Below are 21,912 nucleotides of genomic sequence, written 5' to 3'. Positions count from 1 at the left end.
CCCAGCAGGACCTCACACTAGCCATAGATATCCGCTAGGTCAAAGGTTTTGATACCAATCGACAAGGCCACCCCCACCTCATCTTCACTCATCTGACTGATCAGCATCATCCCAAGGACAATTATTAATAAACACTCATTTTCAGCAACATCAATATAGTTCATGTCCTCCTCCTTTTCATACTTCTTTCATTGTAAGGTAAAGAAGACCACACGGCAATGATTTCGCAAAGCAAAAACACCTCCAGCATCTACTGAAGGTATCTCTTTTAACGATAGCTCAAAGCTCGTTTAAAGGTTTTCCAGATCCCCAAATCATCCGTTTGAAGAACCAAACTAGCATACATACGTCCGATAAAAGCTGTTGCAGTTACTGCAAAAATAACCGTTATAGCAAGCGAAATCCATGCTTCTAGTCCATTTGCGTAACCATTGATAGCTCTGAATGGCATAAAGAAGGTTGAAACGAATGGGATGTAAGAACCGATTTTCAAGATCAAATTATCACCAGAAGTTCCTAATACTGTTACCCCAATGAAACCTACCATAATCAAAAGCATCAAAGGCGATAAGGCCTTACCAGAATCTTCTGGTCGAGAAACCATAGAACCTAAGAAGGCAGCCAAGACTACATACATAAAGAGACTAACCAAGACAAACAACAAGGTATTGATCGAAAAGGCTTCTCCCAAGTGATTTAGAATACCTGAATTTGCCAAGATAGGCATATCCTTAAAGAAGAAAATAGCTCCAAGACCACCTACAACATAAATACCAATATGAGTCAAAATGACTAGAAGTAAGGCAATCATGCGGGCGTAGAAATAATGGCTAGCACGAATGCTTGAGAAGACCACTTCCATGATTTTGGTTCCTTTCTCGCTGGCTACTTCTTGAGCAGTGACACTAGCATAAGTAATCAAAATCATATATAGGAAGAAACCTAGTCCTGCAGCCGCAAAGGTTTGGACCATCTTTTTATTTTCCTTGGCTTCATCAATCTGTTCTGTGAATTGAATTGTTTGAGCCAAGCGTTTTTCCTGTTCCTGAGACAAATTTGCTTCTGAACGGTTGAGTTGGGATTGGAGTTCATTCAACTTAGCGGTCACTGCTAACTTAATGCCACTCTCTAGTGAAGTTTCACCATGATAGACTGCCTTGAGGACACTGTTCTCCTGGTCGATGGTTAGATAACCTTTTATTTTCTCATCCTTGATAGCGGCTTGGGCACTCGCTTCATCCTTATAGTCAAAGTTAAGACCATTGGTCGATTTAAGTTCTTCTGTAACAAGAGGAACGGCACTAACTACTGCTACCTTACTATTTTGAGCCAAGGAAGAACCTTGGAGAACACCAATTCCTCCAGATAGACCTAAAAAGAGGAAAGGCGAAATCACCATAAAGAAGAAACTCCACGACTTGACATGTCTTAGATAGGTTTCTTTGATTACAACCCACATATTTCTCATACTTCCACCCCTGATTCTAATTTAAAGATTTCATCGATTGTTGGAGCTTGTTGATCAAAAGTCGCGATATATTGACCTTGAGTCAATATTGGGAAGAGTTCTCTACCTGCACTTTCATCATCTAAAATCAACTTCCAACTACCTTGCTTGGTCAAGCTAACCTGTTTGACATGAGGAAGACTCTCCAGTTCTTCCTTGCTTCGGTCACTAGAAACAAAAAGTCGTGTTTTGCCATATTGATTTCGGACCTCTTGAACCGGTCCATGCAAGACCACACACCCATCACGAATCATGAGGATATCATCACAAAGTTCTTCGACATTGGTCATGACATGGTCAGAAAAGATAATGGTCGCGCCGCGTTCTTTTTCTTTCAAGATAACCCGCTTAAGAAGTTCGGTATTAACTGGATCCAAGCCACTAAAAGGCTCATCTAGGATAATCAAATCTGGTTCATGAATCAAAGTGATAATCAACTGAATCTTCTGTTGATTTCCTTTTGAGAGACTCTTAATTTTGTCCGTCAGTTTCCCCTTGACTTCCAGTTTTTCCATCCATTGAGGGAGTTTTTCTTTGATTTCCTTGGTGTCCATGCCTTTTAGGGTAGCCAAGTAACGAACTTGTTCAAGGACTGTCAATTTAGGCATAAGACTGCGTTCTTCAGGGAGATAACCAATGCGAGCATAGGTCTCCTGACGAATGTCTTGACCATCAAGCTCAATCTCCCCTTGATAGTCTAAAAATTTCAAAATACTGTGAAAAATAGTTGTTTTCCCAGCTCCATTTTTACCAACCAGCCCTAAAATACGCCCTGGTCTTGCTTGAAAGTCAATACCATACAAAACTTGCTTAGGCCCAAAACTTTTCTCTAGATTTCTTACTTCGAGCATCATCCACCTCCGAAATTTATTGCACTCATTATACTCCTTTTTGATAGCATTTACAATGATTTATGTACATTTTTAAATCTTGATTTCAAGAAGGATATTTTCTGGATAGGAACTTTATTAGCTTATCACCAAGCATTTTAGTCCTCCAGGTTTTAAGTGATAAATTTATTATACTCATCTCTTGATAAATCCGTTGACTATGTCCTCAAATGTCCATTTTTAGTCCTGAATTGTTACTACTAAACTTCATCATTCTGCCTAGCTTATCGTGCTATTTTATGGTATATTTTTGATAGACTATCGATTATCATCGGCAAGGAAACTGATATGAAAAAAAGACTTAAACTCAAGCCAAACAACAATAACTTAATCATTTGGGAAGCTGAACAGCCAAAAGCCATTCTTCAGCTTGTACATGGCATGGTAGAATACGTAGAACGATATGAAGAATTTGCTCTAGCCATGAATAACGAAGGCTTTACTGTTATCGGCCATGACCATATCGGCCATGGTTATACTGCTCAAAATCCAAGTCAGCTAGGAGTCTTTCCTGAATCTCCCGAGGAACTCATCGATGATATTGAAAGAGTGACCTCTTTTATTCAAGAAAGCTATCCAGAACTTCCAATAGTCCTTCTAGGGCATTCTATGGGGTCTCTTATGTGTCGCTATTATGTAGCTAAGCGAAAACCACCTATCAATGCCTTGATTATCATGGCGACTGGTCAACAACCTCAGTTTCTGACTCGGTTCGCTCTCATACTAACAGAATGCATCCGACTTATAAAAGGGAATAAATACCGTAGTAAACTCTTGACTTATCTATCAACTGATAGCTTTAATCGAACTATTAAAAATCCTAAAACATCTGTCGATTGGCTCTCAAAAAATGAAGAATCCAATCATGCTTATCTGAAGGATCCATTCTGTCAATTCATACCTACTATTCCCATGTACAGAGCCATTTTTTACTTCTCTAACCAAGTAGCGAGTAAACAAGTGATCGATGAGATTCCAACCCAACTCCCAATTCTCGTGATTTCAGGACAAGAAGATCCTCTAGGCGAAAATGGTAAAGGTATAGAAAGATTTGTAAAACTCCTAAAGGTTTCACATTCGAAAGTAAGCCTTCAATTAGTTGAAGAGGCTCGTCACGAAATTCTAAACGAGAATAATCGAAACGATACCTATCACTTCATAGCTGATTGGATGACAAAAAATACCGATGTCTGATTATCTTGTAACAGTATTAAAAAGGAGTTGTTTCCCCGTCAATTTGATTCAATCATCAGGCTAAAGCTTGATGATTTTTTCTACTAAAAAATCCATCCCTAGGGATGGATTGAAAATTTTTAACGCACTTCTGCATTCACTTTTTCTTCGAGTGATGCTTGGATTTTTTCCATGTAGCGTGCGACTTCTTCGTCAGTCAAGCTATCTTCTGGATTTTGGAAGGTCAAGCTGTAAGCCATTGACTTCATACCTAGTCCCAATTTTTCGCCTGAGAAAACGTCAAAGAGTTTGATATCTGTCAATCGTTTCACGCCTGCAGCCTGGATAGCATCTACAACTTCTTGGTGAGTGACTTCTGCCTTGAGGAGAAGGGCGATATCACGGCTCACCGCTGGGAATTTGGTGATTTCCACAAATGGAGCGGCTGGTTGAAGAGCTGTCTCAATAGCTGAAAGGTTGAACTCTGCTACATAAGTTTCTGGAATATCGTAAGCCTTGGCTGTAACAGGGTGTACTTGACCGAGGAAACCGACTACTTGGTCACCAAGTGAAATCAAGGCTGTACGTCCTGGGTGGAGACTAGCGATTTCAGATGTTGCTGTATAGGTCACTTCAAGATCCAAGCGAGCAAAGAGGGCTTCCAAGATTCCCTTGGCATAGAAGAAGTCAACCGGAACGGCTGTAGTTTGGAAGTCTTTTTCAGCGACCAAGCCTGTCAAGGCAAAGGCAAAGCTGTTAATTTCATTTGGCAATTCTTCTTTTGGATTACCAGTTTGCTCGAAGACTTTTCCAATCTCATAAAGAGCCAAGTTTTTATTCTTACGTGCTACGTTGTAGGCAACTGTATCCAAAATACCTGAAACCATATTTTGACGGAGAACTGAACGGTCCACGGTCATTGGCCACATCAACTCTGTTAAATGACTTGGCTGAATCGTAAATTCAACCGCTTTTTCAGGAGTTGTAAGAGCATAAGTGATGATTTCTGTCAATCCAGCACCTTCAGCAATGGTACGAACTTGACGACGAAGTTTTTGTGTCGCAGTCAATTCACCTGCTGTCCCATCGTCTTTTGGAAGACTAGTTGGCAAGCGATCATAGCCATAGATACGTGCGATTTCTTCAAAGAGATCAGCTTCGATGGTAATATCCCAACGACGACGAGGAACGCTCACAGTAAAGGAATCAGCATTTCCAGAAAGACCGAAGCCAAGGCGACGGAAGACATCTTCTACATCAGCGTATGAAAGTTCTGTACCGAGAACACGGTTGACGTCTGCAAGGGTTGAAGAAACTTCCACATCAGAAGTGTCGAGCTCACCTGCTGAAACGATCCCCTTACGTACTGTTGCACCTGCAAGCTCTGCAATCATGCTCGCTGCCGCATCAAGGGCTTCATTGACAGTTGCCACGTTGATGCCTTTTTCAAAGCGAGAAGAAGATTCTGAACGAAGGTTGAGGCGACCACTAGTCTTACGGATAGATTTGCCATTGAAGACAGCAGCTTCAAGGACGACACGACTAGATTTTTCAGAGATTTCTGTAGCCTGACCACCCATAACACCTGCAAGAGCAACTGGTTTGTCTGCGACAGTGATCACTAAGTCATTTGTTTCCAACTCACGCTCTTCACCGTCCAAGGTTACCAATTTTTCACCAGCACGTGCTTCACGCACACGGATCTCGCTTCTTTCAAAGGTATCCAAGTCAAAGGCATGCATAGGCTGGCCAAAGTAAAGTAGGATGTAGTTGGTCACGTCAACGACATTGTTAATGGGACGAATGCCCTCGTTCATGAGGAGGTTTTGCAACCATTGTGGACTTGGTGCGATGGTCACATTATCCAAGATACGAGCCGCATAGTAAGGAGCCTTGTCTGTGTCAATGCTGACAGAAAGAGCGTCTGCTGCAGATTCATTGGTTTCTGTTAAACTGAATTCTTTAAAGTTGACTACCTTGTCATAGATAGCTGCTACTTCGTGCGCTACTCCACGCATAGAAAGAGCGTCTGCACGGTTTGGCGTGATAGAAAGTTCGATGATTTCATCATCCAAGTCTAGGTAAGAGAATACTTCATCCCCTGGAACAGCATCTTGAGGCAAGATTTGGATACCATCTGCGAATTCCTTAGGTACAACTGAATCAGAAATCCCCAATTCACCAAGGGAACAGATCATTCCAAGTGACTCTAAACCACGGATTTTCCCTTTTTTGATTTTGTAGTTGTCCGCGATACGAGCTCCCGGAAGTGCCACCATAACCTTGATGCCTGCACGCACATTCGGTGCGCCACAGACGATTTGACGGGCTTCTTCTTCGCCAACGTTAACCTGACAAACATGGAGGTGAGTTTCTGGCACATCTTCACAAGACAAGACTTCTCCGACGACAATTTTTGAGAGACCAGCAGCAGGTGATTCGACACCTTCGACCTCGATCCCTGTGGTTGACATTTTTTCAGCCAACTCTTGTGATGGTACATCAATGTCCACCAATTCTTTTAACCATTTGTATGATACTAACATAATTTAGTTTCCCAGAATGACCGTTGCCACTCTAGTTTTTTTCCTTTCCTATCATTTCATATAGAAGAATCATCTTCTTACCTTAATTTCTTTTTCAGTAACCAATCCGTATCTACCTTTTGCCCAACCATAAAACTATGTTGGCTAAATTTTTCAAAACCATATCGATTATAAAATGCTTGAGCTTTCGTATTATGCTCCCAAACACCTAGCCAAGCCCAGGAAAAACCATTGTTTTCGGCAAGTTCCAAAGCGAATTCAAATAGTTGCTTACCAAGTCCAAATCCTTGGTATGTTTGTAGCACATAGAGGCGTTGAATTTCAAAAGCGTTCTCTAATTCTTTCTCAGTTTGAGCATTTCCCCAGTTGACTTTGAGAAAACCAGCTATCTCCTCTTCATGCATAATGAAATAGGTCGCTGTTTCAGGATTTTCCAACTCAGCTGACAAAACTCTCAGACTATAAGACTCTTCAAAGTATTCCTGTAACTGCTCTTCCGTATTATCATGAGCAAATGTTTCACGAAAGGTTTGTTTGGCAATCTGGGACAACACCCCAACATCTGCTTTTTCTACTTTTCTAATCATTATTTAAACTGTTCTGAGAAGCGGACATCGCCTTGGTAGAAACCACGGATATCATTGATTCCGTAACGGAGCATAGCAACACGCTCTTGACCAAGACCAAAGGCAAAGCCAGAGTAGACAGTCGCATCGATACCACTCATCTCAAGGACACGTGGGTGAACCATACCGGCACCCATAATCTCGATCCAACCAGTTTTCTTACATACGTTACAACCGTCTCCTCCACACTTGAAGCATGAAACATCCACCTCAACAGATGGCTCTGTGAATGGGAAATAAGATGGACGCAGACGGATCTGGCGCTCTTCACCAAACATTTTTTGTACAATCAACTGAAGAGTTCCTTGAAGATCGGCCATAGAGATGTTTTTCCCAACAACCAAGCCTTCGATTTGGTGGAATTGGTGACTGTGGGTCGCATCGTCTGTATCACGACGGAACACACGTCCTGGTGAGATCATCTTCAAAGGACCTTTAGAAAAATCATGGGCATCCATCGCACGCGCCTGAACTGGAGATGTGTGGGTACGGAGCAAGATTTCTTCTGTGATGTAGAAAGTGTCCTGCATATCACGGGCTGGGTGGTCTTTTGGAAGGTTCATACGTTCGAAGTTGTAGTAGTCTTGCTCAACTTCAAATCCATCCACGACTTGGTAACCCATACCGATAAAGATATCTTCGATTTCTTCACTAGTTTGTGTCAAAACGTGACGGTGACCAGTCGCAACTGGACGACCTGGAAGTGTCACATCGATGCTTTCACTTGCTAATTGAGCTTCCACTTTCTTTTCTTCCAAGAGCTTAGCTGTTTCTTCAAAAGCGGCTGTTAAGACATCACGAGCCTCATTTACGTGTTTTCCGATAACTGGTCGCATTTCAGCTGATACATCTTTCATCCCTTTGAGGATTTCAGTCAGTGATCCTTTTTTACCAAGGACTGAGACACGCAAATCTTGCATCTCTTTTTCATTTTCAGCAGAAATCTGCTTCAAGCTAGCTAGCGTTTCTTCACGAAGCGCTTTTAATTGTTCTTCAATAGTTGACATAATTCCTCCATCAGTCACTCGTGAGATAAAAAGAAAACCACATGTCAAAAACTCCACTCGGAGCGTTGACACGCGGTACCATCCGTTTTCATCTGACAAGTCAGACCTTTATTTCTGAATCCATAGGCAAGTGAATTCACCCAGTTTTCATATAGAGAGCTTTCAGTCACGGCTCTCCTCCCTGATATACTTCCCCTGAGATACTAGTCTTGCAGATTCCTATTTAATTATTATTCATTTTATCAAATTTTAAGTAATCTTGCAAGATGTTTTGCGACTAATCAACATAGTCTCCACCTTCAAAGCCGTAATACTCTTCCAGACTGAGGCCACTTGCTGCAATTTCTTTGGCTTCTTTGCCAACATAGCGAAGGTGCCATTCCTCAGCCATATAACCCGTCTCCTTTTCCTTACCTTTGAGGTAACGAACGACAAAGCCATAGTCTGCAGCATGGTCCAATAGCCATTGGGCTGCCTTTTCTTCAGTGACTAGGTCTCCATTTGTTCCAACCAGATCAAAAGCTAAGCCAGTTTGGTGTTCACTATAACCAGGTCTTGCAGAATAGCGGTCAGCTTCAGCCTTGCCATCTTTATTTACATAGTTCTGATAAAGCTGAGTTTGAGTTTCATAACTTCTAAACCCACTATAGTGATCACTAATTGGGAAGCCTGCTTGTTGCATAGCTGCAATGAGTTTTAACAGTTCTGCCTTTGCGGTAGGATTTTCTCCAGGATTGTAATCTTTTGACATAGGATAATGCTTATTAGCCACAACAATCTCATCGTACTTACCTTGAATGCTGTAGTGATCTCCTTTGTTAACCACTTCTGCTTTCTTTTGACTAGCTTCCTGAGACTTACTTCCCGCGGTTCCTTCTTGTACAGTTGATTGCTCTGAAGAAGTTTTTGCGTCAGAAGTCGCTGATTTTTCTTGTGAACAAGCTGCCAATGTCAAGGCTAATAATCCTGATAAGATAAGGTATCTTTTTTTCATCTGTTATCCTTTCATTTAATCATCTGGTTTAAAGTCTCAGATAATCTTGCAATCAAGTCTTCTAATTTACTTCCCTTAACCTGATATTCTTCAGCAATCATTTCTTCCCATGGAACCCACCAGACTGGACCACGACCATTAAGACCGTGTCCCTTCATATCACCAGCTCGTCTAGGAAAAATATGCCAGTGGACATGGGCATCTCCATTTCCCAACAACTCTATATTCATCTTTTCAGCAGAAAAAGCTTTAGAGACAGCTTCCTGCACCAGACTCATTTCCTCTAAAAATTGAAGTCTGACACTTGGATCTAGATGATGTAGTTCTGTGACATGTTCCTTGGCTAAGAATAGAGTGTAACCTTCAAAATACTGGTGGTCACCAATGACAACATATCCTGTTTCTAATTCCTTGACAAAGTAGGGATTGTCTCCAGACTTGATGAGTTCAATTCGATCACAAATCAAGCACATCTCAGTCCACCAACTCACTTTTGAGATAAGCATCTACCATACGCTCAGTAGCAAGAACAGAATCAATATGAGTACGCTCGTAAGAATGACTTGACTCAATACCTGCTCCTAGAAGAGCGTGCTTGACTTCTGCTCCAGCTGACATGGCTGCAGAAGCATCCGAACCGTAAAATGGATAGATATCTAGTTTAAACGGAATGTCTTGCTCTTTTGCGAGAGCTACTAAGTGTTGACGGAATTCATAGTGGTAAGGACCAGAAGCATCTTTAACACAGATAGACACTGTGTACTCGTCTGTCTGCTGATCATCTCCCATTGCTCCCATATCCACAGCTAGATATTCGACAACTTGACTAGGGATACTTGAGTTAGCACCATGCCCCACTTCTTCAAAGACTGAAAAGGCAAAATGCGTAGTGACAGGAAGTTCAATCCCTTCTTCTTTGTAGACTTTGAGGAGATTAAGGAGAATAGCTGTACTGACCTTGTCATCCAAATGACGAGACTTGATAAAGCCTGTCTCAGTCACGACAGTTCGTGGGTCAAAGCTGATAAAATCACCAACCTCGATACCGAGTGCGCGTGTTTCTTTTTCATTGGTCACTTTTTCATCCAAACGAACTTCCATATTGTCCTGTGTACGTTCCGCAGTTCCAGCATCTTTGTAAACGTGACAAGAAGTTTGGTGGATCAAAATCGTACCTGATACGGTTTTACCTGTGCTAGCTACATGGACCGTACAGTTTTCGCCTTCAATCATGTTCCAAGGATAGCCACCGATACGATCCATCTTGAGACGACCATCTGGTTTAACAGCGCGAACGATAGCTCCCAAGGTATCCACATGGGCAGTCACATAGCGCTGCTGCTCGTCATTTTTACCTTTAATGGTAACATTCACCCCACCTTTAGCAGTACGGACAGGTTGATAACCTAGTTTTTCAAGCGTCTCAACTAAATAATTCGTAATTTCACGCGTAAAACCTGTTGGTGACGCAATAGCAGTTAGTTCTTTGATATATTCTACTGTTTGATTCATTTTTTCACCTCTTGTTACCATTATATCACTTTTCCCATCGTAGTATGTGCAAAAAAGAAAAACTTAAAATACTTTGATTTTAAAATTAATCTATGGTAAAATTAAGTAAAGCATTATGATGAAAGGAAGAAATATGAACAAATATTTCAAAACGACACTTTTCTTAGCCTTGCCTTTGGCATTCTTGTTGGGATGTTCAAAACAATCCTCAACCACTTCTTCTAGCTCTTCTACACCAGAAACGACTGAAGTAAAAACTTCTGAATCTAGCACTACTGAAAAGAAATCCGAATTAAAAACTGCGACCTTTGTGAACGATTCTCAGCCTGGTGTCGTATCAACCTTAACTTATACAGTTGACGGTGATAACGTGGTCAAACAAACCGCTCATAATGTCGCTGATCCTGAAGTCCTCAACAATACTGCAGATGCTTTAAAAAGTATTCTTGAAGAAACCTACAAAGGCTATAAGGGACTCAAAGGGGTAACTTTCTCAATCGAAGTTAAAGATGGTAAAGTCGTACAAGATCTTGAGATTGACCTTTCAGTTGCAAGCATTGACGAACTTAGAAAAGCTTTACCAGAAGAATACTCAGGCGTTGGAAAAAACGTAAGTTTTAAAGCCTCTAAAAAAATGTTAACAGACCTTGGTTATACAGAAAAAAACTAATCAACTAAGACTAAATAGAAAAAACTTGGTCGATGCCAAGTTTTTTCTATTCCATTTCAAAAGCTTCACTTTCTTGTTTATTTGGAAGAACAAGAGAAAGTAGAATTCCGATAATAGCTGGTACCAACCATGGCAGAGAAGCCTCCGCAAATGGTAGAGCATTCACGATATTTGCAAGGACCTCAACTTTAAAAGTAGTTCCTAAAACACTTGCAATAGCAATGGCTGTGACAATACCAACAGTTAATTGCATTCCTGGTTTTGAAAGAGCAACAAACTTGTTCACAATCACAATCATGACAATGGCAATCGTAATTGGGTACAAAATAACGAGAACTGGTACAGAGTACTTAATAATAGCACTCAAACCAAGATTTGCAATGGCAAAACCAATCAAGGTAAAGACAGTCGCATAAACCTTGTAGCTGATTTGTGGGAAACGTCCGTTAAAGAACTCAGCAGTTGATACAATCAAGCCTACAGTCGTTGTAAAGCAAGTAACAGTTACCATAACTGCTAGGAAAAGCTGTGCTGTCGAACCAAAGATTTCTTGAGTCGCTTGAGACAAGATATAAACTCCAGGAGTTCCGCTCTTCATTGCTTCTTCTGTTACTGGGAAATGATTGCCCAAGAAACCTAGACCGATGTAGAGAGCACTAAATCCAAGTGCTACAACGATTCCAACCACCCAAATGGTTGAAATGTACTCTTTCTTGTTTGAAAAACCAAGTTGTTTCAAGGTTTGTACTGCAATAACACTGAAAGCAACAGAAGCAAGTGCATCAAGTGTATTGTATCCTTCAAGGAAACCTGCACCAAAGGCTGATGCTTGATAAGCTCCTGACGCTACTTGTGGTGCGTTCCCACCATACTTGAAAGCTCCAAGGATAACCAGAATAACAATTAAGATGGCAAAAACTGGAGTCAAGATTCGACCGATACGATCCAAGATTTTTGAAGGATTAAGGGCGATTAAATAGGCTGCAACAAAGTAGAGAATGGTAAAGACAATCAAACCTAAACCCTTATCTGCTTCAGCTAGAAGGGGACTAATACCGACCTCAAACGATGTTGTTGCTGTACGTGGAATGGCAAAGAATGGACCAATCGACAAGTACAAAACTGCAAGATAAATCGTCGCAAACCATGGAGAAATTTTCTTAGAAATTTCATAGATATAGCCCTTAGGATTGAGGGTCCCAATGATCAAGGTTAGGACGGCAATCCCAACACCTGAAAATACAAATCCTGCAATGGCAGGAAGGAAGTTTTCTCCAGACTGTGCGCCCAGAGTTGGAGGGAAAATCAAGTTACCTGCTCCAAAAAATATTCCAAACAGGAGTAATCCTGTTAAAGCACCTTTTTTAGCCATAAACTCTCCTTATTAAAAATAAAATACTTTCTTAGTATAACATGATTAAAGGCTAGAAAAGGCTGTCAGGAAATCATTCTAAAATGTTTTCAATTTTCCGAATTTTAATGCAAAAAAGATCCTTCGAATCCTTCCAATTTTTTAAAGGTTTCGAAGGAAATTTTTCTTATTCTAAGGCATCCATGCCACTTTGGACATTGATAACCTCATATCCTTGTTCTGATAAAAATTGACAAGCACGTGCGGAACGTATTCCTGATTTACAGATCACATAGTAAGGATGGGTTTTATCTAGTTGCTCATAAGTATCTGCCAGTTGACTGAGAGGGAAATTATGAGCACCTTCTAGATGAAGAGCCTCAAATTCCTCTACTTCTCTCACATCCAATACAGAAAGTGAGCTATTCTGGTAAAGTTGGTAAAAATCGTTAAAAGTAATTTCTTTCATCATTTCTCCTTTATAATGGCATTAAGGTAAGATTACTATCTCATAGGTAAATCCAATCGACTCTAAAAATCGAAACAAGTCTTGGGTTTTAATAAAAATCGTTTTTTCATTTGTATTAGGGTGGAAGGTCATGACATCCTCTGATACAATATCCTTATCAAAATAAACATGAATGTCTTTTTCTTCATTATTTAACAAACCAAAAGGTGATACTGTTCCTGCTGGTAGGTTCATTTTCTCAGCCAAGGAATCCAATGAGGCCATGCGGATCCGATTAGCTCCCACTTGAACTTTAAAGTCATCCATATCCAATGGTTTCTTGTCATCCATGATGAGCAAATAGTACTGGGTTTTCTTTTTGTTGGTCAAAAACATAGATTTGGTCCGAACCCCTTCCAGGCCTTCAATATAGCTATCTGCCTGCTCTGTCGAGAATGCAGGTGGATGATCCACCACATCATAGGTAATCCCCAACTCTTGTAACTTATTAGCTACTTGTTGATAGGCATCCATCCTTTTTCTCCTTTATTGATGAATAATCTTTTGTACCAATGCTTGTAATTCTGGAACCACTTCTGCCTCAAACCAAGGATTTTTTTTCATCCAGATTTGATTGCGTGGTGAAGGATGCACCAGAGGGAAATAATCAGGCAAATAATCCTTGAACCGATGCACACGGTCTGTCACCTTACCACTAACTTTCTCATGTAGATAGTAGGCTTGGGCATACTGCCCAATCAAGAGTGTTAATTGAATATCTGGTAACTCCTTCAAGAGTTTTGGATGCCATTTTTCTGCAAAACCTGGACGAGGTGGCAGGTCACCCGATTTCCCATGACCTGGAAAGTAGAAATCCATGGGCATGACTGCAAAGTAACCTGAGTTATAAAAGGTGTCTTCATCCACACCCAACCATTCGCGCAAGCGGTCGCCACTTTTATCCTTCCAGTATAGCCCTGCTTCTTGGGTTTTGAGACCAGGTGCCTGGCCAATGATATTGATACGAGCTGTTTTTGGTGCTGCAAAGAGTGGCTCGATGCCTTGCTCAGTATAGCTGGCATTCTGTGGATCCTCTATGATAGCTTGCTTGATTCTTTCGATTTGAGACATTTTCTCCTCCAAAAAGAAGTCTAAGCATTAAATCTCAGACTTCTATAGCATTATTTGATCAATTCGTAAATAGCTTCAGCGTAGATAGCTGCTGCACGGAAAAGATCGTCCAAGGCGATAAATTCGTTGGCTTGGTGCATAGTATCGATAGAATCTGGGAACATAGCACCGTAGGCTACACCACGCTCTAACAAACGTCCAAATGTTCCACCACCGATGACTTGTTCGTGACCTTTAAGACCTGTTTGTTTTTCATAAACATTCAACAAGGTTTGAACGAGTGGATCTTCCATTGGTACGTAGTGAGGAGTATGCCCATGTTCAGAAAGGCTAACTGAAGCAACTGGCAAGGTTTCAAGAACTGACTTGATTTGCTCTGGGCTTGTTCCTTTTGGATAACGGAAGTTGAGGGCAATAGTATTGTCAGCACTTGATTCGTCGAAGCGGAAAACACCCGCATTCATAGAAAGGGCACCCATCTTTTCATCCACATGAGCTACTTTCAAGTTTTTACCTTCGTGGTCATTCAAGAGAATCTTACCAGCAATATCGAGATAGTCTTTTGCAGGTCCTTCAAAAGCAAATTGGCTGAGGAAGAGGGCAAGGTAAGTCGCACCATTGACACCTGAAGCAGGCATAGCACCATGAGCTGATTTACCAATTACAGTTACCTTGTACTGACCGTTCTCTTCTTGGATTTCTCCTCTGAGTTTGTGCTCTGCAACGAAAGCGTCTAGTTTCCCTTGCAAGTCAGCTAAGTCACCTGAAACGACTGCAGTTGCTGATTCTGGTACCATGTTTTCACGCAAGCCACCTGTGAAGCTGTGAAGACGTGTTGCACCAGTATTTTCACCAGCAAAGTGAAGGTATTCTGTGATATTTCCTTTTTCACCATTGATGATAGGGAATTCAGCATCTGGAGAGAAGCCAAAGTCTGGTTTTGCAAGTCCTACATGCTCAAAGTAGTAGTCCATATCTGCCCAACCTGATTCTTCGTCTGTTCCCACGATGAAACGAACTTTTTTAGAAGTTGGAAGTCCCAATTCTTTGATGATTTTCAAACCATAGTAACATGCTGTAGTAGGACCCTTATCGTCAGAAGCACCACGCGCATAAAGACGACCATCTTCGATAGTTGGAGTGTAAGGGTCAGTGTCCCAACCGCTACCTGCTGGCACTACGTCCATGTGGGCAAAGATTCCGAGAACTTCTTCTCCCTCACCAAACTCAAAATGTCCTGCGTAATTGTCGACATTTTTTGTTGGGTAGCCATCACGGTCTGCGATTTCAAGGAATTTTTCCAAGGCTTTTACTGGCCCAGGTCCAAATGGATGCTCAGCATCTGCCTTGCTGTCATCACGTTCTGAGTTGATTTCCAAAAGGCTAAACAAGTCAGCCAAGAGGTCTTCTTTACGTTTTTCTACTTCTGCTGTAAAATCAATAACTGTCATTTTTTCTTCCTATCTTTTTTCGATAATTTCATCTACTGGCAAGCGATAGCTTGGTTCCAACTTCTCATCTGTGTATCCCACTGTAATCAAGAGCTCTGGACGGAAGCGTTCTTCGATTTCCAAGACTTCATTGACTTTTGATTTGTCAAAACCAAGGATAATGTTTGATCCGATTCCTTGGTCAGTCAAAGCAAGGACCAAGTTCATCGCAACCAATCCTGCATTAAGAGCCAAGTAGTCACTGACTTGTTGTTCGTTGTAACGCGCAAACTCTGCTGGAAGATTTTTCAAGAAGTATTGCAGTTGCTCTTCTGAGAAATTGTTGGCACCACCAGTACGGGCAATCTTGCGAGCACGTTTAGCTAAGTCTGTATCTGTAAACAAGGCAATGGTTACAGGTGCAGATGCTACTTGCTCAAAGTTTGAACCGTAAGCCAATTTTGCTAGTTCAGCATTTCTTTCACGAACCACGACGAATTTCCAAGGCTGACTGTTGTGAGCGCTTGGTGCCAAGGTTGCGATTTCGATAGCTGTACGAACATCCTTCGGATCGACAGGTTTATCAATAAAATGCTTGGTCGCATGACGTTTTTTATTTAACTCAAGAAATTTCATAATTGATTTCCTTTTCTATTTCTATTGCTTCCATTTTACCACATTCTGAAAGAGCTTGCAGAGATTTTTCATAATGTAGAGATCTTTATTCCAACTCTTAATCAGGAATTACATACTTTTCGATTTAGTTGCTAGCTATAGTAAAAATTTTTTGCATAAGAAAAAGTAGACGATTACTCGCCTACTTTACTCATATTATTGCGCTGAAACAATTTTACTTGCAGACTCAATCGCTTGTTTCATAGCATCACGTGCAGTCTTCAATTGTTGAAGGAAAACAGTGCGTGCTTCTTCTGGCATTTCTGTATCATCAGAACCAGCGCTTGACAATCCATCATTAAATGCCTTTCTTGAAGTTTCTAGTGAGTTAAGAGCAGGTTCCACTTGTTGTTTATAAGCATCTTTTTGAGCTTCTGGAACTTTGTCACCGATTTCTTCAACATATTTCTTATAGCTGTCAATCAACTTACCAAAAAGAGTTTTCATATCTCCAACTGTTTTAGCGTTGTCGATTTCTTCATCTGTTAAAAGAGTAACTTCAGATGTGTTTGTCTTTGAGTTATCTGTTTTTGATGAAGCAGATGTTTGTTCAGTCGAGCTTGAAGCTTTACTTGCAGAATCAGAAGATTTATTTCCACAAGCTGCTAAAGTTGCAACTGATAAGAGCACAAGGCCCACAGTAAGAAGTTTTTTCATGACTATCTCCTTTAAATAGTTTTATGATACCTATATTTTAAAATAAAATAATTTCATTGTCAAACATTTACCGAATTATTGAAGCTAAAAAGATCTTTGAGTTCGCTATTTTTAAAATCTATATTAAATCTATCGAAAATGTTCAAAAAATTATCCAAGACCGAGGTTTAGACTTGAACGTAGTTGACTTGGAAAGCAATGACAATCCAAACAACTACATCATCTTTTCAAGTGACCAAAAAGAATTTAAAGACCAATTTGACAAGGTTCTTAAAGAACTCTACCAAGATGGAACCCTTGAAAAACTCAGCAAAACCTATCTCGGTGGTTCTTACCTACCAGATCAGTCACAATTGCAATAAGAAATACTAAAAACGATTGGCTCGTCCAATCGTTTATTTAGTATCTGTTCGTTAAAGCAACTCTTACAAAAAATCAAAATAATTCTTCACATCCTCCACATAGCCATGCTTTTCATTTAGGATAGCAAGTAATTCCCTATTATGTCCTTGATAGTTGTCCTCACGTCGTAATTCTTCATACATTTCGATAAAAGGAAGACCTTTGGTCTTGGCTGATTCTAGCTCTGCTTCATAATCATAAGCAACTTTTCGAAATTGGATATTGACCAATTCACCATTTTCAACCTCAAGCAAGGCATACTGGGCTCGGTGATTTTTCAGCCCTCCCCAGTCAAAATAAGGCATACCAATCGAACCTGGATTGATGATTTGTTGACCTTGACTACCGTAACGAAGAAGCTGTTTATGGACATGGCCATAGACGGCTATATCTGTATCTTCATCAAGTAGCTGGTCAAATTTTTCAGTATTATTTTCAACCAGTAAATCTCTACCATAGTTTTTCTCAGGCAAATTATGAGAAAGTGAGAAGCGCAAGCCTTCGATTTCTTTCTTGGCTATCATAGGTAGCTTTCTCAACCAATCAATATGCTCGGGATTTATGCGCTCCATCAGATACTGAGTCATCCTGAGAAACTGAATTTCTTCGGGATCCTCTAAACCATATTGCCCATCTAAAGCCTCTAAAACACAATCATCCCAGTTCCCTCGAACGGATGCTGTAATGGGAAGTTCTTTCAAAAGAGCCACCAAGTCATTTGCTCCCGGCCCAGGAAGAAAAATATCTCCCAAAAGCCAATATTCAGTCGCTCCCAAATTTTTAGCGTCCTCAAGTACTCCAGCTAAGGCCGTCGTGTTGCCATGTATGTCTGATAAAATTGCAATCTTATGGTTCATTTTCTGCTCTTTCTTTAGTGGATAGCTTTCGGTTTATTCAATCCACTCTTATATTTTTTACTTTTCTTCATTATAGCATAAAATCGCTAGAAGATTTTCACATAGAAATATTATCAGCAAGATTCTTTTACAAATATGTCAAAAATAGTTGACATTATGTTCTTAAAAGAATATACTATAGTCAAATATATGTGACATTAACTAAAAAGGAGGAAGCATGAATCGCGTAAAAGAATTCCGCAAGGAACTGGGAAAGTCCCAACTCGAACTTGCCAAGGATATCGGTGTCTCTAGGCAAACTATCAACATGATTGAGAACGACAAGTACAATCCTACCCTGGAACTCTGTCTCAATCTCGCCCGCAGCCTCCAAACTGACCTCAACAGTCTCTTTTGGGAGGATGATTTTTAAAAAGGAGAAGAAAAATGAAAAAAGAACCCCTCTATGAAAAACTAATCAAACGTATCTATGGCATTTCAGGGCCACTTGATGAACACAAACGACGCGAGGCTGACCACATCGGGAATAAAGTCTTTATGATTCTCTTTTACCTCATGACTCTAGGCAATTTCATCCCCTTTGTTCTTGCCTATAAATATCCCCAAATGGTCGCTTTCGGATATCCAATCATTATTTTTCTGATTTCCTTGGTTTGTTCTTTCTATGTCACTACTCAAACTAAAAAAACTGGTATTGCTGCTATCGATCCTGATATGTTGAGCCAGAAGGAAAAGAAACAGTTACGTAATCCTGGACTTAAAGCTGGTCTGGTTTATGGAATAGCCATGTTCTTTGGAATGCCACTTCTCAATATCCTAATGGATGATAGCAAAAGTTATCTTACCGCTCTCTTGAATACAAGAAGTATCTTGTCAACCATCGTTGCAGCCTTCTTTTTCGGATTAACAGTGCATATTGTCGTCACTCTTCGCATTCAAAAAGCTAGAGAAGATCAAGACGACGATTAGGAGGAAACTTATGAAATCACTAGTAACTTTAATTCTCAGCCATATTTTGATCAGTATCTTTGTGACAGTTTTCCTAGTTTATGGCCAAATTACACGTCCTTTTCTGATCATCTTCCTCTTAGCCATTCCTGTCTTGAACAAAGGACAAAGATTTCAGAAAATCAAATCAAAAAAAAGACGCCTCTTAAACGCATCTCTCTGCTTTATCCTCGTATCACTCCCACAACTGATAACGAGTTCTATGGATTGGAGATATCTACTATTTCTAACCATCTGTATCGTTTTTAGTCTAGTCTACTTCTATACTCTCTATCAACTCTTTAAAGAAGTTAATCAAAAACAAGGTTATTAAGAGGTCCCTACCATGCAAAAAGAAGACTTAACAACTCGCTTACTTCGAAATTTCTTTCATATCCAAGGGCCTTTTGATGAATGCCGTCAAGAGGTCATCTATAAGGCTTGCGCCCGTTCCATGGTCCAAATCTTTTACTCTTCCTTCATTCTCTTCCTATTCTATATTTTGTTCGGACGCTTTATAGAAATTGTTCGAAATGTTATGCCCTACATCTATTTTGGACTCATTTGGTTCATGAGTATAAAAGCTCAAAGAGCCGTCCAAGAGCTTCATCTTGAAAAGGATGACAAATCAGAAATCATCTACAAAACCTACAGCAAACACCAAATAAAAGTTCGTAGTTGGTTGGTATTTATAAGTATTGAGATTGGCTTATTTGCCCTGCTACTCTTTCATAAACTCTTCGTTCAGCAGATACCTCTATCAATTTTCTTGGAAAAAATCATCCAAACAGAGATAATGGTCCCCTTACTTGTCTTTGGTCTTAGTATTGGAGCAATCTTCGGGACTATGGTCTACAGCTTTCTATCACTACATAAGGAAAAGTAAGAAACTGCTTGGATTGTTGGTTATAATAGCTATTAACCTAACAGAAAGAACATCCCCTAACACTTCTCAGTGCTAGGGGCTTTTTTAATTCCTTAAATACCTCATATATTCTACTAATACATAGACAAGGATTGTTAAACAAATGATCATTTCTAGCCAAACGAGGAGGTTAAGGACTGGAATCTGCAGAATACTTTGAGCCATTTTCAATGAAGTTGCAGTGATGATAGTTGGGAAGGTTAGGGCTGAAAAAGCTGGTTGAAATCCCTGTTTTAAAATCCTTGGCAAACGACTGAGGACAAAGAAAAAGAAAGCCTGTGAGGCAAGGATCATGACTAGCAAAATCCAGCCATGAAGAGCTGAACCTCCGATTCGAACGAGTGCTGCCAACAGTAGAGAAAAGGGAGCACAATAGATTCCTTCTTGCCCCAGTAAAGCCCGTGGCAATGGATTACTTTTCAAATCTTGATAAATCAGAGGATAAAGGTAAAGGGTTAAGGTAAAGCCAAAAATCCAAGCGCCATAGGCAATCTCGACTATACCCACCACTGGGTAGGTCAAGCTTGCTACTGCTATCCCCACATAAAGAACTGTCCAACTTGGCGTTGCGTTCGTTCTTGGTTTAGTCTGCACATAATTTTTAGTAAAGTAGATGATTAAACCTACATCTAGTAGAAAGGCAAACCACCACAGAGCTTGCGCTATGATACTCATACTCGTGGGTAAGATTCGCAGTAAATAGGTTGATAAAATCATCCCTGCCATGGGAAAGGTCGCCATTCCCGATAATAGAGGAGCTTTCTTAAGTTCTTGCTGGCTCTCTTGCCAATCACTAAGATGACTGTATAAAAAATAAAACCATAAAATCAAGCCTGACAAACTAAAGACGTGCGATAATAGTGGAAAAATATCCAGGATGAGATTGCCTGCTCCAGCCAATCCCAATAAGCACCCTGAAAAGGCCAAGGGGAGTTTTTTCATGTGAACCTCCAATAGTCATGTTATTATCAGTATAGCATAAAAGCGCTTAAATGAAGTATTAAAAAACGAAGTTTAAAAAGATAAACCTCGTTTTTATTTTCTTTATTGTTAGTTTGTCGCTAGAATATGTCGCAATTGCACTGCACTAGGAGAAACAATTGGTAAAAAGGCACCTTCATTCCAACGACGTATGAAACCAGATGTCGATTTACTAAAATATCCTCTACCGCCACCAGCTTGTAGTTCTAACAAGAGACTTTGAGCAACAATATCAACAATATCAATTCGTAACTGGAATAGCTCACGCGGATTTCTAACGAAATAGGACTCTTCAGATAGTCCTTGATAGAGAGAATGTCGAATATCATCTAACTGTTCGACCTGATGCTGCCATTCTTCCTTCAAGACATCTCTTTTCCCCAATTCTTTTTCGGCTTCTGAGAGTGAACGTTCAGCCAAACCAAAGGCTAGGCCAAATTGGTAGCCTAAAAAGGCTGGACGATTTTGCGCTAAAAATTGATGAGCATCCCTCGATAGAATCCACTCTTCCTTTAAAGATACCTTGTTAAAAGTCAGAGCTGCTGTATTTCCTCCTTGGAGAGAAACAAATTCCAAATCTTCGGAACGACTAAAGTTTTCTGCGTCCGATGGTACAGCTACTACGTAACTTTGGCTCGGATCATCTGCAAATCCTGCTACAAAAATAGTAAGAAAGCGATCCCTACGTGCATTGGTTACCCAAGGAAGTCGTCCTTTTAGGTAATAATTCCCATTTTCTTCAAGAATTCGAACATTTAGTTCTTCTAAGTCAGATAGATACTTGACTGCATTAGATAAGGCCGTAGCACCTGCATATTCTCCTGATAGGAGTTTTTCCAAGTAAACTTCTTTGAAATAAGCATTATCAGTATGAAGAATATTGTCTATTAAAGTTCGTTGCCCCCATGAGATAAAGGAAGCTGTTAAGGAATGTTGAGCGAGTTCTGCAAGGATATCGATAACATCTTGATCACTTCCACCTAGCCCTCCAAGAACTTTTGGTACTCCTACACGAAAGGCGCCTTCTGCAGCAATTTTCTCAATCAGCTCTTCTCCAGCTTGACATGATTTTTTGTCAATTTCATCAGCGTGCTGGTCTAACCAGCTTAAAAATTCTTCTGAAAAAAATCCCATACTTTGTCC

Annotated in this window: 24 protein-coding genes and 2 pseudogenes; 7 read left to right on the top strand and 19 right to left on the bottom strand. The window is 40.3% G+C overall.

The features are described from left to right. Positions 1-20: 20 nt before the first annotated feature. From PCY08_RS00275 to PCY08_RS00265, 3 genes and pseudogenes are all read right to left on the bottom strand, one after another. Positions 21-164: pseudogene (locus PCY08_RS00275) on the bottom strand (aldo/keto reductase family oxidoreductase); the annotation flags it as partial. 104 nt (positions 165-268) lie between these two features. Then, positions 269-1,468 carry an ABC transporter permease gene (locus PCY08_RS00270; RefSeq protein WP_301559057.1) on the bottom strand — a complete coding sequence of 400 codons (1,200 nt, stop codon included), beginning with the start codon at positions 1,466-1,468 and terminating at the stop codon, positions 269-271. Then, positions 1,465-2,358, bottom strand: coding sequence for an ABC transporter ATP-binding protein (locus tag PCY08_RS00265; RefSeq protein WP_301559056.1), 894 nt, complete (start codon positions 2,356-2,358; stop codon positions 1,465-1,467). The genes PCY08_RS00270 and PCY08_RS00265 overlap by 4 nt, the downstream gene beginning before the upstream one ends. Before the next feature lie 327 nt (positions 2,359-2,685). Between PCY08_RS00265 and PCY08_RS00260 the strand changes: the two genes are divergently transcribed. Then, positions 2,686-3,591, top strand: coding sequence for an alpha/beta fold hydrolase (locus tag PCY08_RS00260; RefSeq protein WP_301559055.1), 906 nt, complete (start codon positions 2,686-2,688; stop codon positions 3,589-3,591). A 119-nt stretch (positions 3,592-3,710) separates the two neighbouring features. On the opposite strand, the gene pheT is transcribed toward PCY08_RS00260, so the two are convergent. The 6 genes from pheT to PCY08_RS00230 all read right to left on the bottom strand — a co-directional run bounded on the left by pheT (position 3,711) and on the right by PCY08_RS00230 (position 10,255). Then, entirely contained in the window at positions 3,711-6,116 is a 2,406-nt protein-coding gene (pheT, locus tag PCY08_RS00255; RefSeq protein ID WP_301559054.1) for a phenylalanine--tRNA ligase subunit beta, read from the bottom strand. Between the two features lie 77 nt (positions 6,117-6,193). Then, entirely contained in the window at positions 6,194-6,703 is a 510-nt protein-coding gene (locus PCY08_RS00250) for a GNAT family N-acetyltransferase (RefSeq protein ID WP_301559053.1), read from the bottom strand. After that, positions 6,703-7,749 carry a phenylalanine--tRNA ligase subunit alpha gene (pheS, locus tag PCY08_RS00245; protein ID WP_301559052.1) on the bottom strand — a complete coding sequence of 349 codons (1,047 nt, stop codon included), beginning with the start codon at positions 7,747-7,749 and terminating at the stop codon, positions 6,703-6,705. The genes PCY08_RS00250 and pheS overlap by 1 nt, the downstream gene beginning before the upstream one ends. A gap of 277 nt (positions 7,750-8,026) precedes the next feature. Beyond that, positions 8,027-8,743 carry an LD-carboxypeptidase LdcB/DacB gene (ldcB, locus tag PCY08_RS00240; protein WP_301559051.1) on the bottom strand — a complete coding sequence of 239 codons (717 nt, stop codon included), beginning with the start codon at positions 8,741-8,743 and terminating at the stop codon, positions 8,027-8,029. A gap of 11 nt (positions 8,744-8,754) precedes the next feature. After that, positions 8,755-9,216 carry an HIT family protein gene (locus tag PCY08_RS00235; RefSeq protein ID WP_045763571.1) on the bottom strand — a complete coding sequence of 154 codons (462 nt, stop codon included), beginning with the start codon at positions 9,214-9,216 and terminating at the stop codon, positions 8,755-8,757. A gap of 1 nt (position 9,217) precedes the next feature. Continuing rightward, complete coding sequence (locus PCY08_RS00230) at positions 9,218-10,255, bottom strand: M42 family metallopeptidase (RefSeq protein WP_301559050.1); 1,038 nt, start codon at positions 10,253-10,255, stop codon at positions 9,218-9,220. Between the two features lie 133 nt (positions 10,256-10,388). On the opposite strand from PCY08_RS00230, the gene PCY08_RS00225 reads away from it, so the two are divergent. Next, positions 10,389-10,925: a DUF1307 domain-containing protein gene (locus tag PCY08_RS00225; protein ID WP_301559049.1), complete on the top strand. Its 537-nt coding sequence runs from the start codon at positions 10,389-10,391 to the stop codon at positions 10,923-10,925. A 46-nt stretch (positions 10,926-10,971) separates the two neighbouring features. Here the strand turns inward: PCY08_RS00225 and brnQ are convergent, their stop codons facing one another. The 7 genes from brnQ to PCY08_RS00190 all read right to left on the bottom strand — a co-directional run bounded on the left by brnQ (position 10,972) and on the right by PCY08_RS00190 (position 16,617). Continuing rightward, positions 10,972-12,297 carry a branched-chain amino acid transport system II carrier protein gene (gene brnQ, locus PCY08_RS00220; protein ID WP_301559048.1) on the bottom strand — a complete coding sequence of 442 codons (1,326 nt, stop codon included), beginning with the start codon at positions 12,295-12,297 and terminating at the stop codon, positions 10,972-10,974. A 166-nt stretch (positions 12,298-12,463) separates the two neighbouring features. Continuing rightward, complete coding sequence (locus PCY08_RS00215; protein ID WP_301559047.1) at positions 12,464-12,745, bottom strand: rhodanese-like domain-containing protein; 282 nt, start codon at positions 12,743-12,745, stop codon at positions 12,464-12,466. Between the two features lie 21 nt (positions 12,746-12,766). After that, on the bottom strand, positions 12,767-13,258 hold the full coding sequence (locus tag PCY08_RS00210; protein WP_301559046.1) for a prolyl-tRNA synthetase associated domain-containing protein: 492 nt from the start codon (positions 13,256-13,258) through the stop codon (positions 12,767-12,769). A 12-nt stretch (positions 13,259-13,270) separates the two neighbouring features. Then, on the bottom strand, positions 13,271-13,855 hold the full coding sequence (locus PCY08_RS00205) for a uracil-DNA glycosylase family protein (RefSeq protein WP_301559045.1): 585 nt from the start codon (positions 13,853-13,855) through the stop codon (positions 13,271-13,273). 50 nt (positions 13,856-13,905) lie between these two features. After that, positions 13,906-15,306: a dipeptidase PepV gene (pepV, locus tag PCY08_RS00200; RefSeq protein WP_301559044.1), complete on the bottom strand. Its 1,401-nt coding sequence runs from the start codon at positions 15,304-15,306 to the stop codon at positions 13,906-13,908. A gap of 9 nt (positions 15,307-15,315) precedes the next feature. Continuing rightward, the gene (locus PCY08_RS00195; RefSeq protein WP_000670142.1) at positions 15,316-15,921 is read right to left on the bottom strand and encodes a nitroreductase family protein; all 606 of its coding nucleotides are present in this window, start codon (positions 15,919-15,921) and stop codon (positions 15,316-15,318) included. 195 nt (positions 15,922-16,116) lie between these two features. Next, on the bottom strand, positions 16,117-16,617 hold the full coding sequence (locus PCY08_RS00190; RefSeq protein WP_301559043.1) for a hypothetical protein: 501 nt from the start codon (positions 16,615-16,617) through the stop codon (positions 16,117-16,119). A gap of 137 nt (positions 16,618-16,754) precedes the next feature. On the opposite strand from PCY08_RS00190, the pseudogene PCY08_RS00185 reads away from it, so the two are divergent. Continuing rightward, a pseudogene (locus PCY08_RS00185) lies at positions 16,755-16,979 on the top strand (transporter substrate-binding domain-containing protein); the annotation flags it as partial. A gap of 63 nt (positions 16,980-17,042) precedes the next feature. On the opposite strand, the gene PCY08_RS00180 reads toward PCY08_RS00185, so the two are convergent. After that, positions 17,043-17,876 (bottom strand): metallophosphoesterase family protein, encoded by an 834-nt coding sequence (locus PCY08_RS00180; RefSeq protein ID WP_301559042.1) that lies wholly within the window; start codon positions 17,874-17,876, stop codon positions 17,043-17,045. A 217-nt stretch (positions 17,877-18,093) separates the two neighbouring features. On the opposite strand from PCY08_RS00180, the gene PCY08_RS00175 reads away from it, so the two are divergent. From PCY08_RS00175 to PCY08_RS00160, 4 genes are read left to right on the top strand one after another with little or no spacing between them, the layout of a single operon-like run. Continuing rightward, a complete protein-coding gene (locus PCY08_RS00175; RefSeq protein WP_006152985.1) occupies positions 18,094-18,288 on the top strand; it encodes a helix-turn-helix transcriptional regulator in 195 nt (64 codons plus the stop codon). A gap of 14 nt (positions 18,289-18,302) precedes the next feature. After that, positions 18,303-18,845: a DUF3278 domain-containing protein gene (locus PCY08_RS00170; protein ID WP_301559041.1), complete on the top strand. Its 543-nt coding sequence runs from the start codon at positions 18,303-18,305 to the stop codon at positions 18,843-18,845. A gap of 10 nt (positions 18,846-18,855) precedes the next feature. Then, positions 18,856-19,197, top strand: a complete 342-nt coding sequence (locus PCY08_RS00165; RefSeq protein ID WP_301559040.1) for a hypothetical protein — start codon at positions 18,856-18,858, stop codon at positions 19,195-19,197. Positions 19,198-19,209: 12 nt separating this feature from the next. After that, positions 19,210-19,749 (top strand): DUF3278 domain-containing protein, encoded by a 540-nt coding sequence (locus PCY08_RS00160; protein ID WP_301559039.1) that lies wholly within the window; start codon positions 19,210-19,212, stop codon positions 19,747-19,749. An 84-nt stretch (positions 19,750-19,833) separates the two neighbouring features. On the opposite strand, the gene PCY08_RS00155 is transcribed toward PCY08_RS00160, so the two are convergent. Continuing rightward, the gene (locus PCY08_RS00155) at positions 19,834-20,730 is read right to left on the bottom strand and encodes a TDT family transporter (protein ID WP_301559038.1); all 897 of its coding nucleotides are present in this window, start codon (positions 20,728-20,730) and stop codon (positions 19,834-19,836) included. 108 nt (positions 20,731-20,838) lie between these two features. Continuing rightward, entirely contained in the window at positions 20,839-21,903 is a 1,065-nt protein-coding gene (locus tag PCY08_RS00150; protein ID WP_301559037.1) for an acyl-CoA dehydrogenase family protein, read from the bottom strand. Positions 21,904-21,912: the final 9 nt, after the last annotated feature.

It is taken from the genome of Streptococcus sp. SO4 (assembly GCF_030440055.1).
GTDB classification, from domain to species: Bacteria; Bacillota; Bacilli; order Lactobacillales; family Streptococcaceae; genus Streptococcus; species Streptococcus nidrosiense.
This window is presented reverse-complemented; position numbering and strand designations above follow the sequence as displayed.

Bases quoted from the DNA above. Each gene is read 5' to 3' on its own strand.
- PCY08_RS00225 (WP_301559049.1), top strand. From the start codon at position 10,389: ATGAACAAATATTTCAAAACGACACTTTTCTTAGCCTTGCCTTTGGCA.
- PCY08_RS00210 (WP_301559046.1), bottom strand. From the start codon at position 13,258: ATGGATGCCTATCAACAAGTAGCTAATAAGTTACAAGAGTTGGGGATT.
- PCY08_RS00265 (WP_301559056.1), bottom strand. From the start codon at position 2,358: ATGCTCGAAGTAAGAAATCTAGAGAAAAGTTTTGGGCCTAAGCAAGTT.
- ldcB (WP_301559051.1), bottom strand. From the start codon at position 8,743: ATGAAAAAAAGATACCTTATCTTATCAGGATTATTAGCCTTGACATTG.
- PCY08_RS00230 (WP_301559050.1), bottom strand. From the start codon at position 10,255: ATGAATCAAACAGTAGAATATATCAAAGAACTAACTGCTATTGCGTCA.
- PCY08_RS00155 (WP_301559038.1), bottom strand. From the start codon at position 20,730: ATGAAAAAACTCCCCTTGGCCTTTTCAGGGTGCTTATTGGGATTGGCT.
- PCY08_RS00160 (WP_301559039.1), top strand. From the start codon at position 19,210: ATGCAAAAAGAAGACTTAACAACTCGCTTACTTCGAAATTTCTTTCAT.
- PCY08_RS00165 (WP_301559040.1), top strand. From the start codon at position 18,856: ATGAAATCACTAGTAACTTTAATTCTCAGCCATATTTTGATCAGTATC.
- PCY08_RS00205 (WP_301559045.1), bottom strand. From the start codon at position 13,855: ATGTCTCAAATCGAAAGAATCAAGCAAGCTATCATAGAGGATCCACAG.
- PCY08_RS00235 (WP_045763571.1), bottom strand. From the start codon at position 9,216: ATGTGCTTGATTTGTGATCGAATTGAACTCATCAAGTCTGGAGACAAT.
- PCY08_RS00195 (WP_000670142.1), bottom strand. From the start codon at position 15,921: ATGAAATTTCTTGAGTTAAATAAAAAACGTCATGCGACCAAGCATTTT.
- brnQ (WP_301559048.1), bottom strand. From the start codon at position 12,297: ATGGCTAAAAAAGGTGCTTTAACAGGATTACTCCTGTTTGGAATATTT.
- pheS (WP_301559052.1), bottom strand. From the start codon at position 7,749: ATGTCAACTATTGAAGAACAATTAAAAGCGCTTCGTGAAGAAACGCTA.
- pepV (WP_301559044.1), bottom strand. From the start codon at position 15,306: ATGACAGTTATTGATTTTACAGCAGAAGTAGAAAAACGTAAAGAAGAC.
- pheT (WP_301559054.1), bottom strand. From the start codon at position 6,116: ATGTTAGTATCATACAAATGGTTAAAAGAATTGGTGGACATTGATGTA.
- PCY08_RS00270 (WP_301559057.1), bottom strand. From the start codon at position 1,468: ATGAGAAATATGTGGGTTGTAATCAAAGAAACCTATCTAAGACATGTC.
- PCY08_RS00150 (WP_301559037.1), bottom strand. From the start codon at position 21,903: ATGGGATTTTTTTCAGAAGAATTTTTAAGCTGGTTAGACCAGCACGCT.
- PCY08_RS00215 (WP_301559047.1), bottom strand. From the start codon at position 12,745: ATGAAAGAAATTACTTTTAACGATTTTTACCAACTTTACCAGAATAGC.
- PCY08_RS00180 (WP_301559042.1), bottom strand. From the start codon at position 17,876: ATGAACCATAAGATTGCAATTTTATCAGACATACATGGCAACACGACG.
- PCY08_RS00175 (WP_006152985.1), top strand. From the start codon at position 18,094: ATGAATCGCGTAAAAGAATTCCGCAAGGAACTGGGAAAGTCCCAACTC.
- PCY08_RS00170 (WP_301559041.1), top strand. From the start codon at position 18,303: ATGAAAAAAGAACCCCTCTATGAAAAACTAATCAAACGTATCTATGGC.
- PCY08_RS00190 (WP_301559043.1), bottom strand. From the start codon at position 16,617: ATGAAAAAACTTCTTACTGTGGGCCTTGTGCTCTTATCAGTTGCAACT.
- PCY08_RS00250 (WP_301559053.1), bottom strand. From the start codon at position 6,703: ATGATTAGAAAAGTAGAAAAAGCAGATGTTGGGGTGTTGTCCCAGATT.
- PCY08_RS00260 (WP_301559055.1), top strand. From the start codon at position 2,686: ATGAAAAAAAGACTTAAACTCAAGCCAAACAACAATAACTTAATCATT.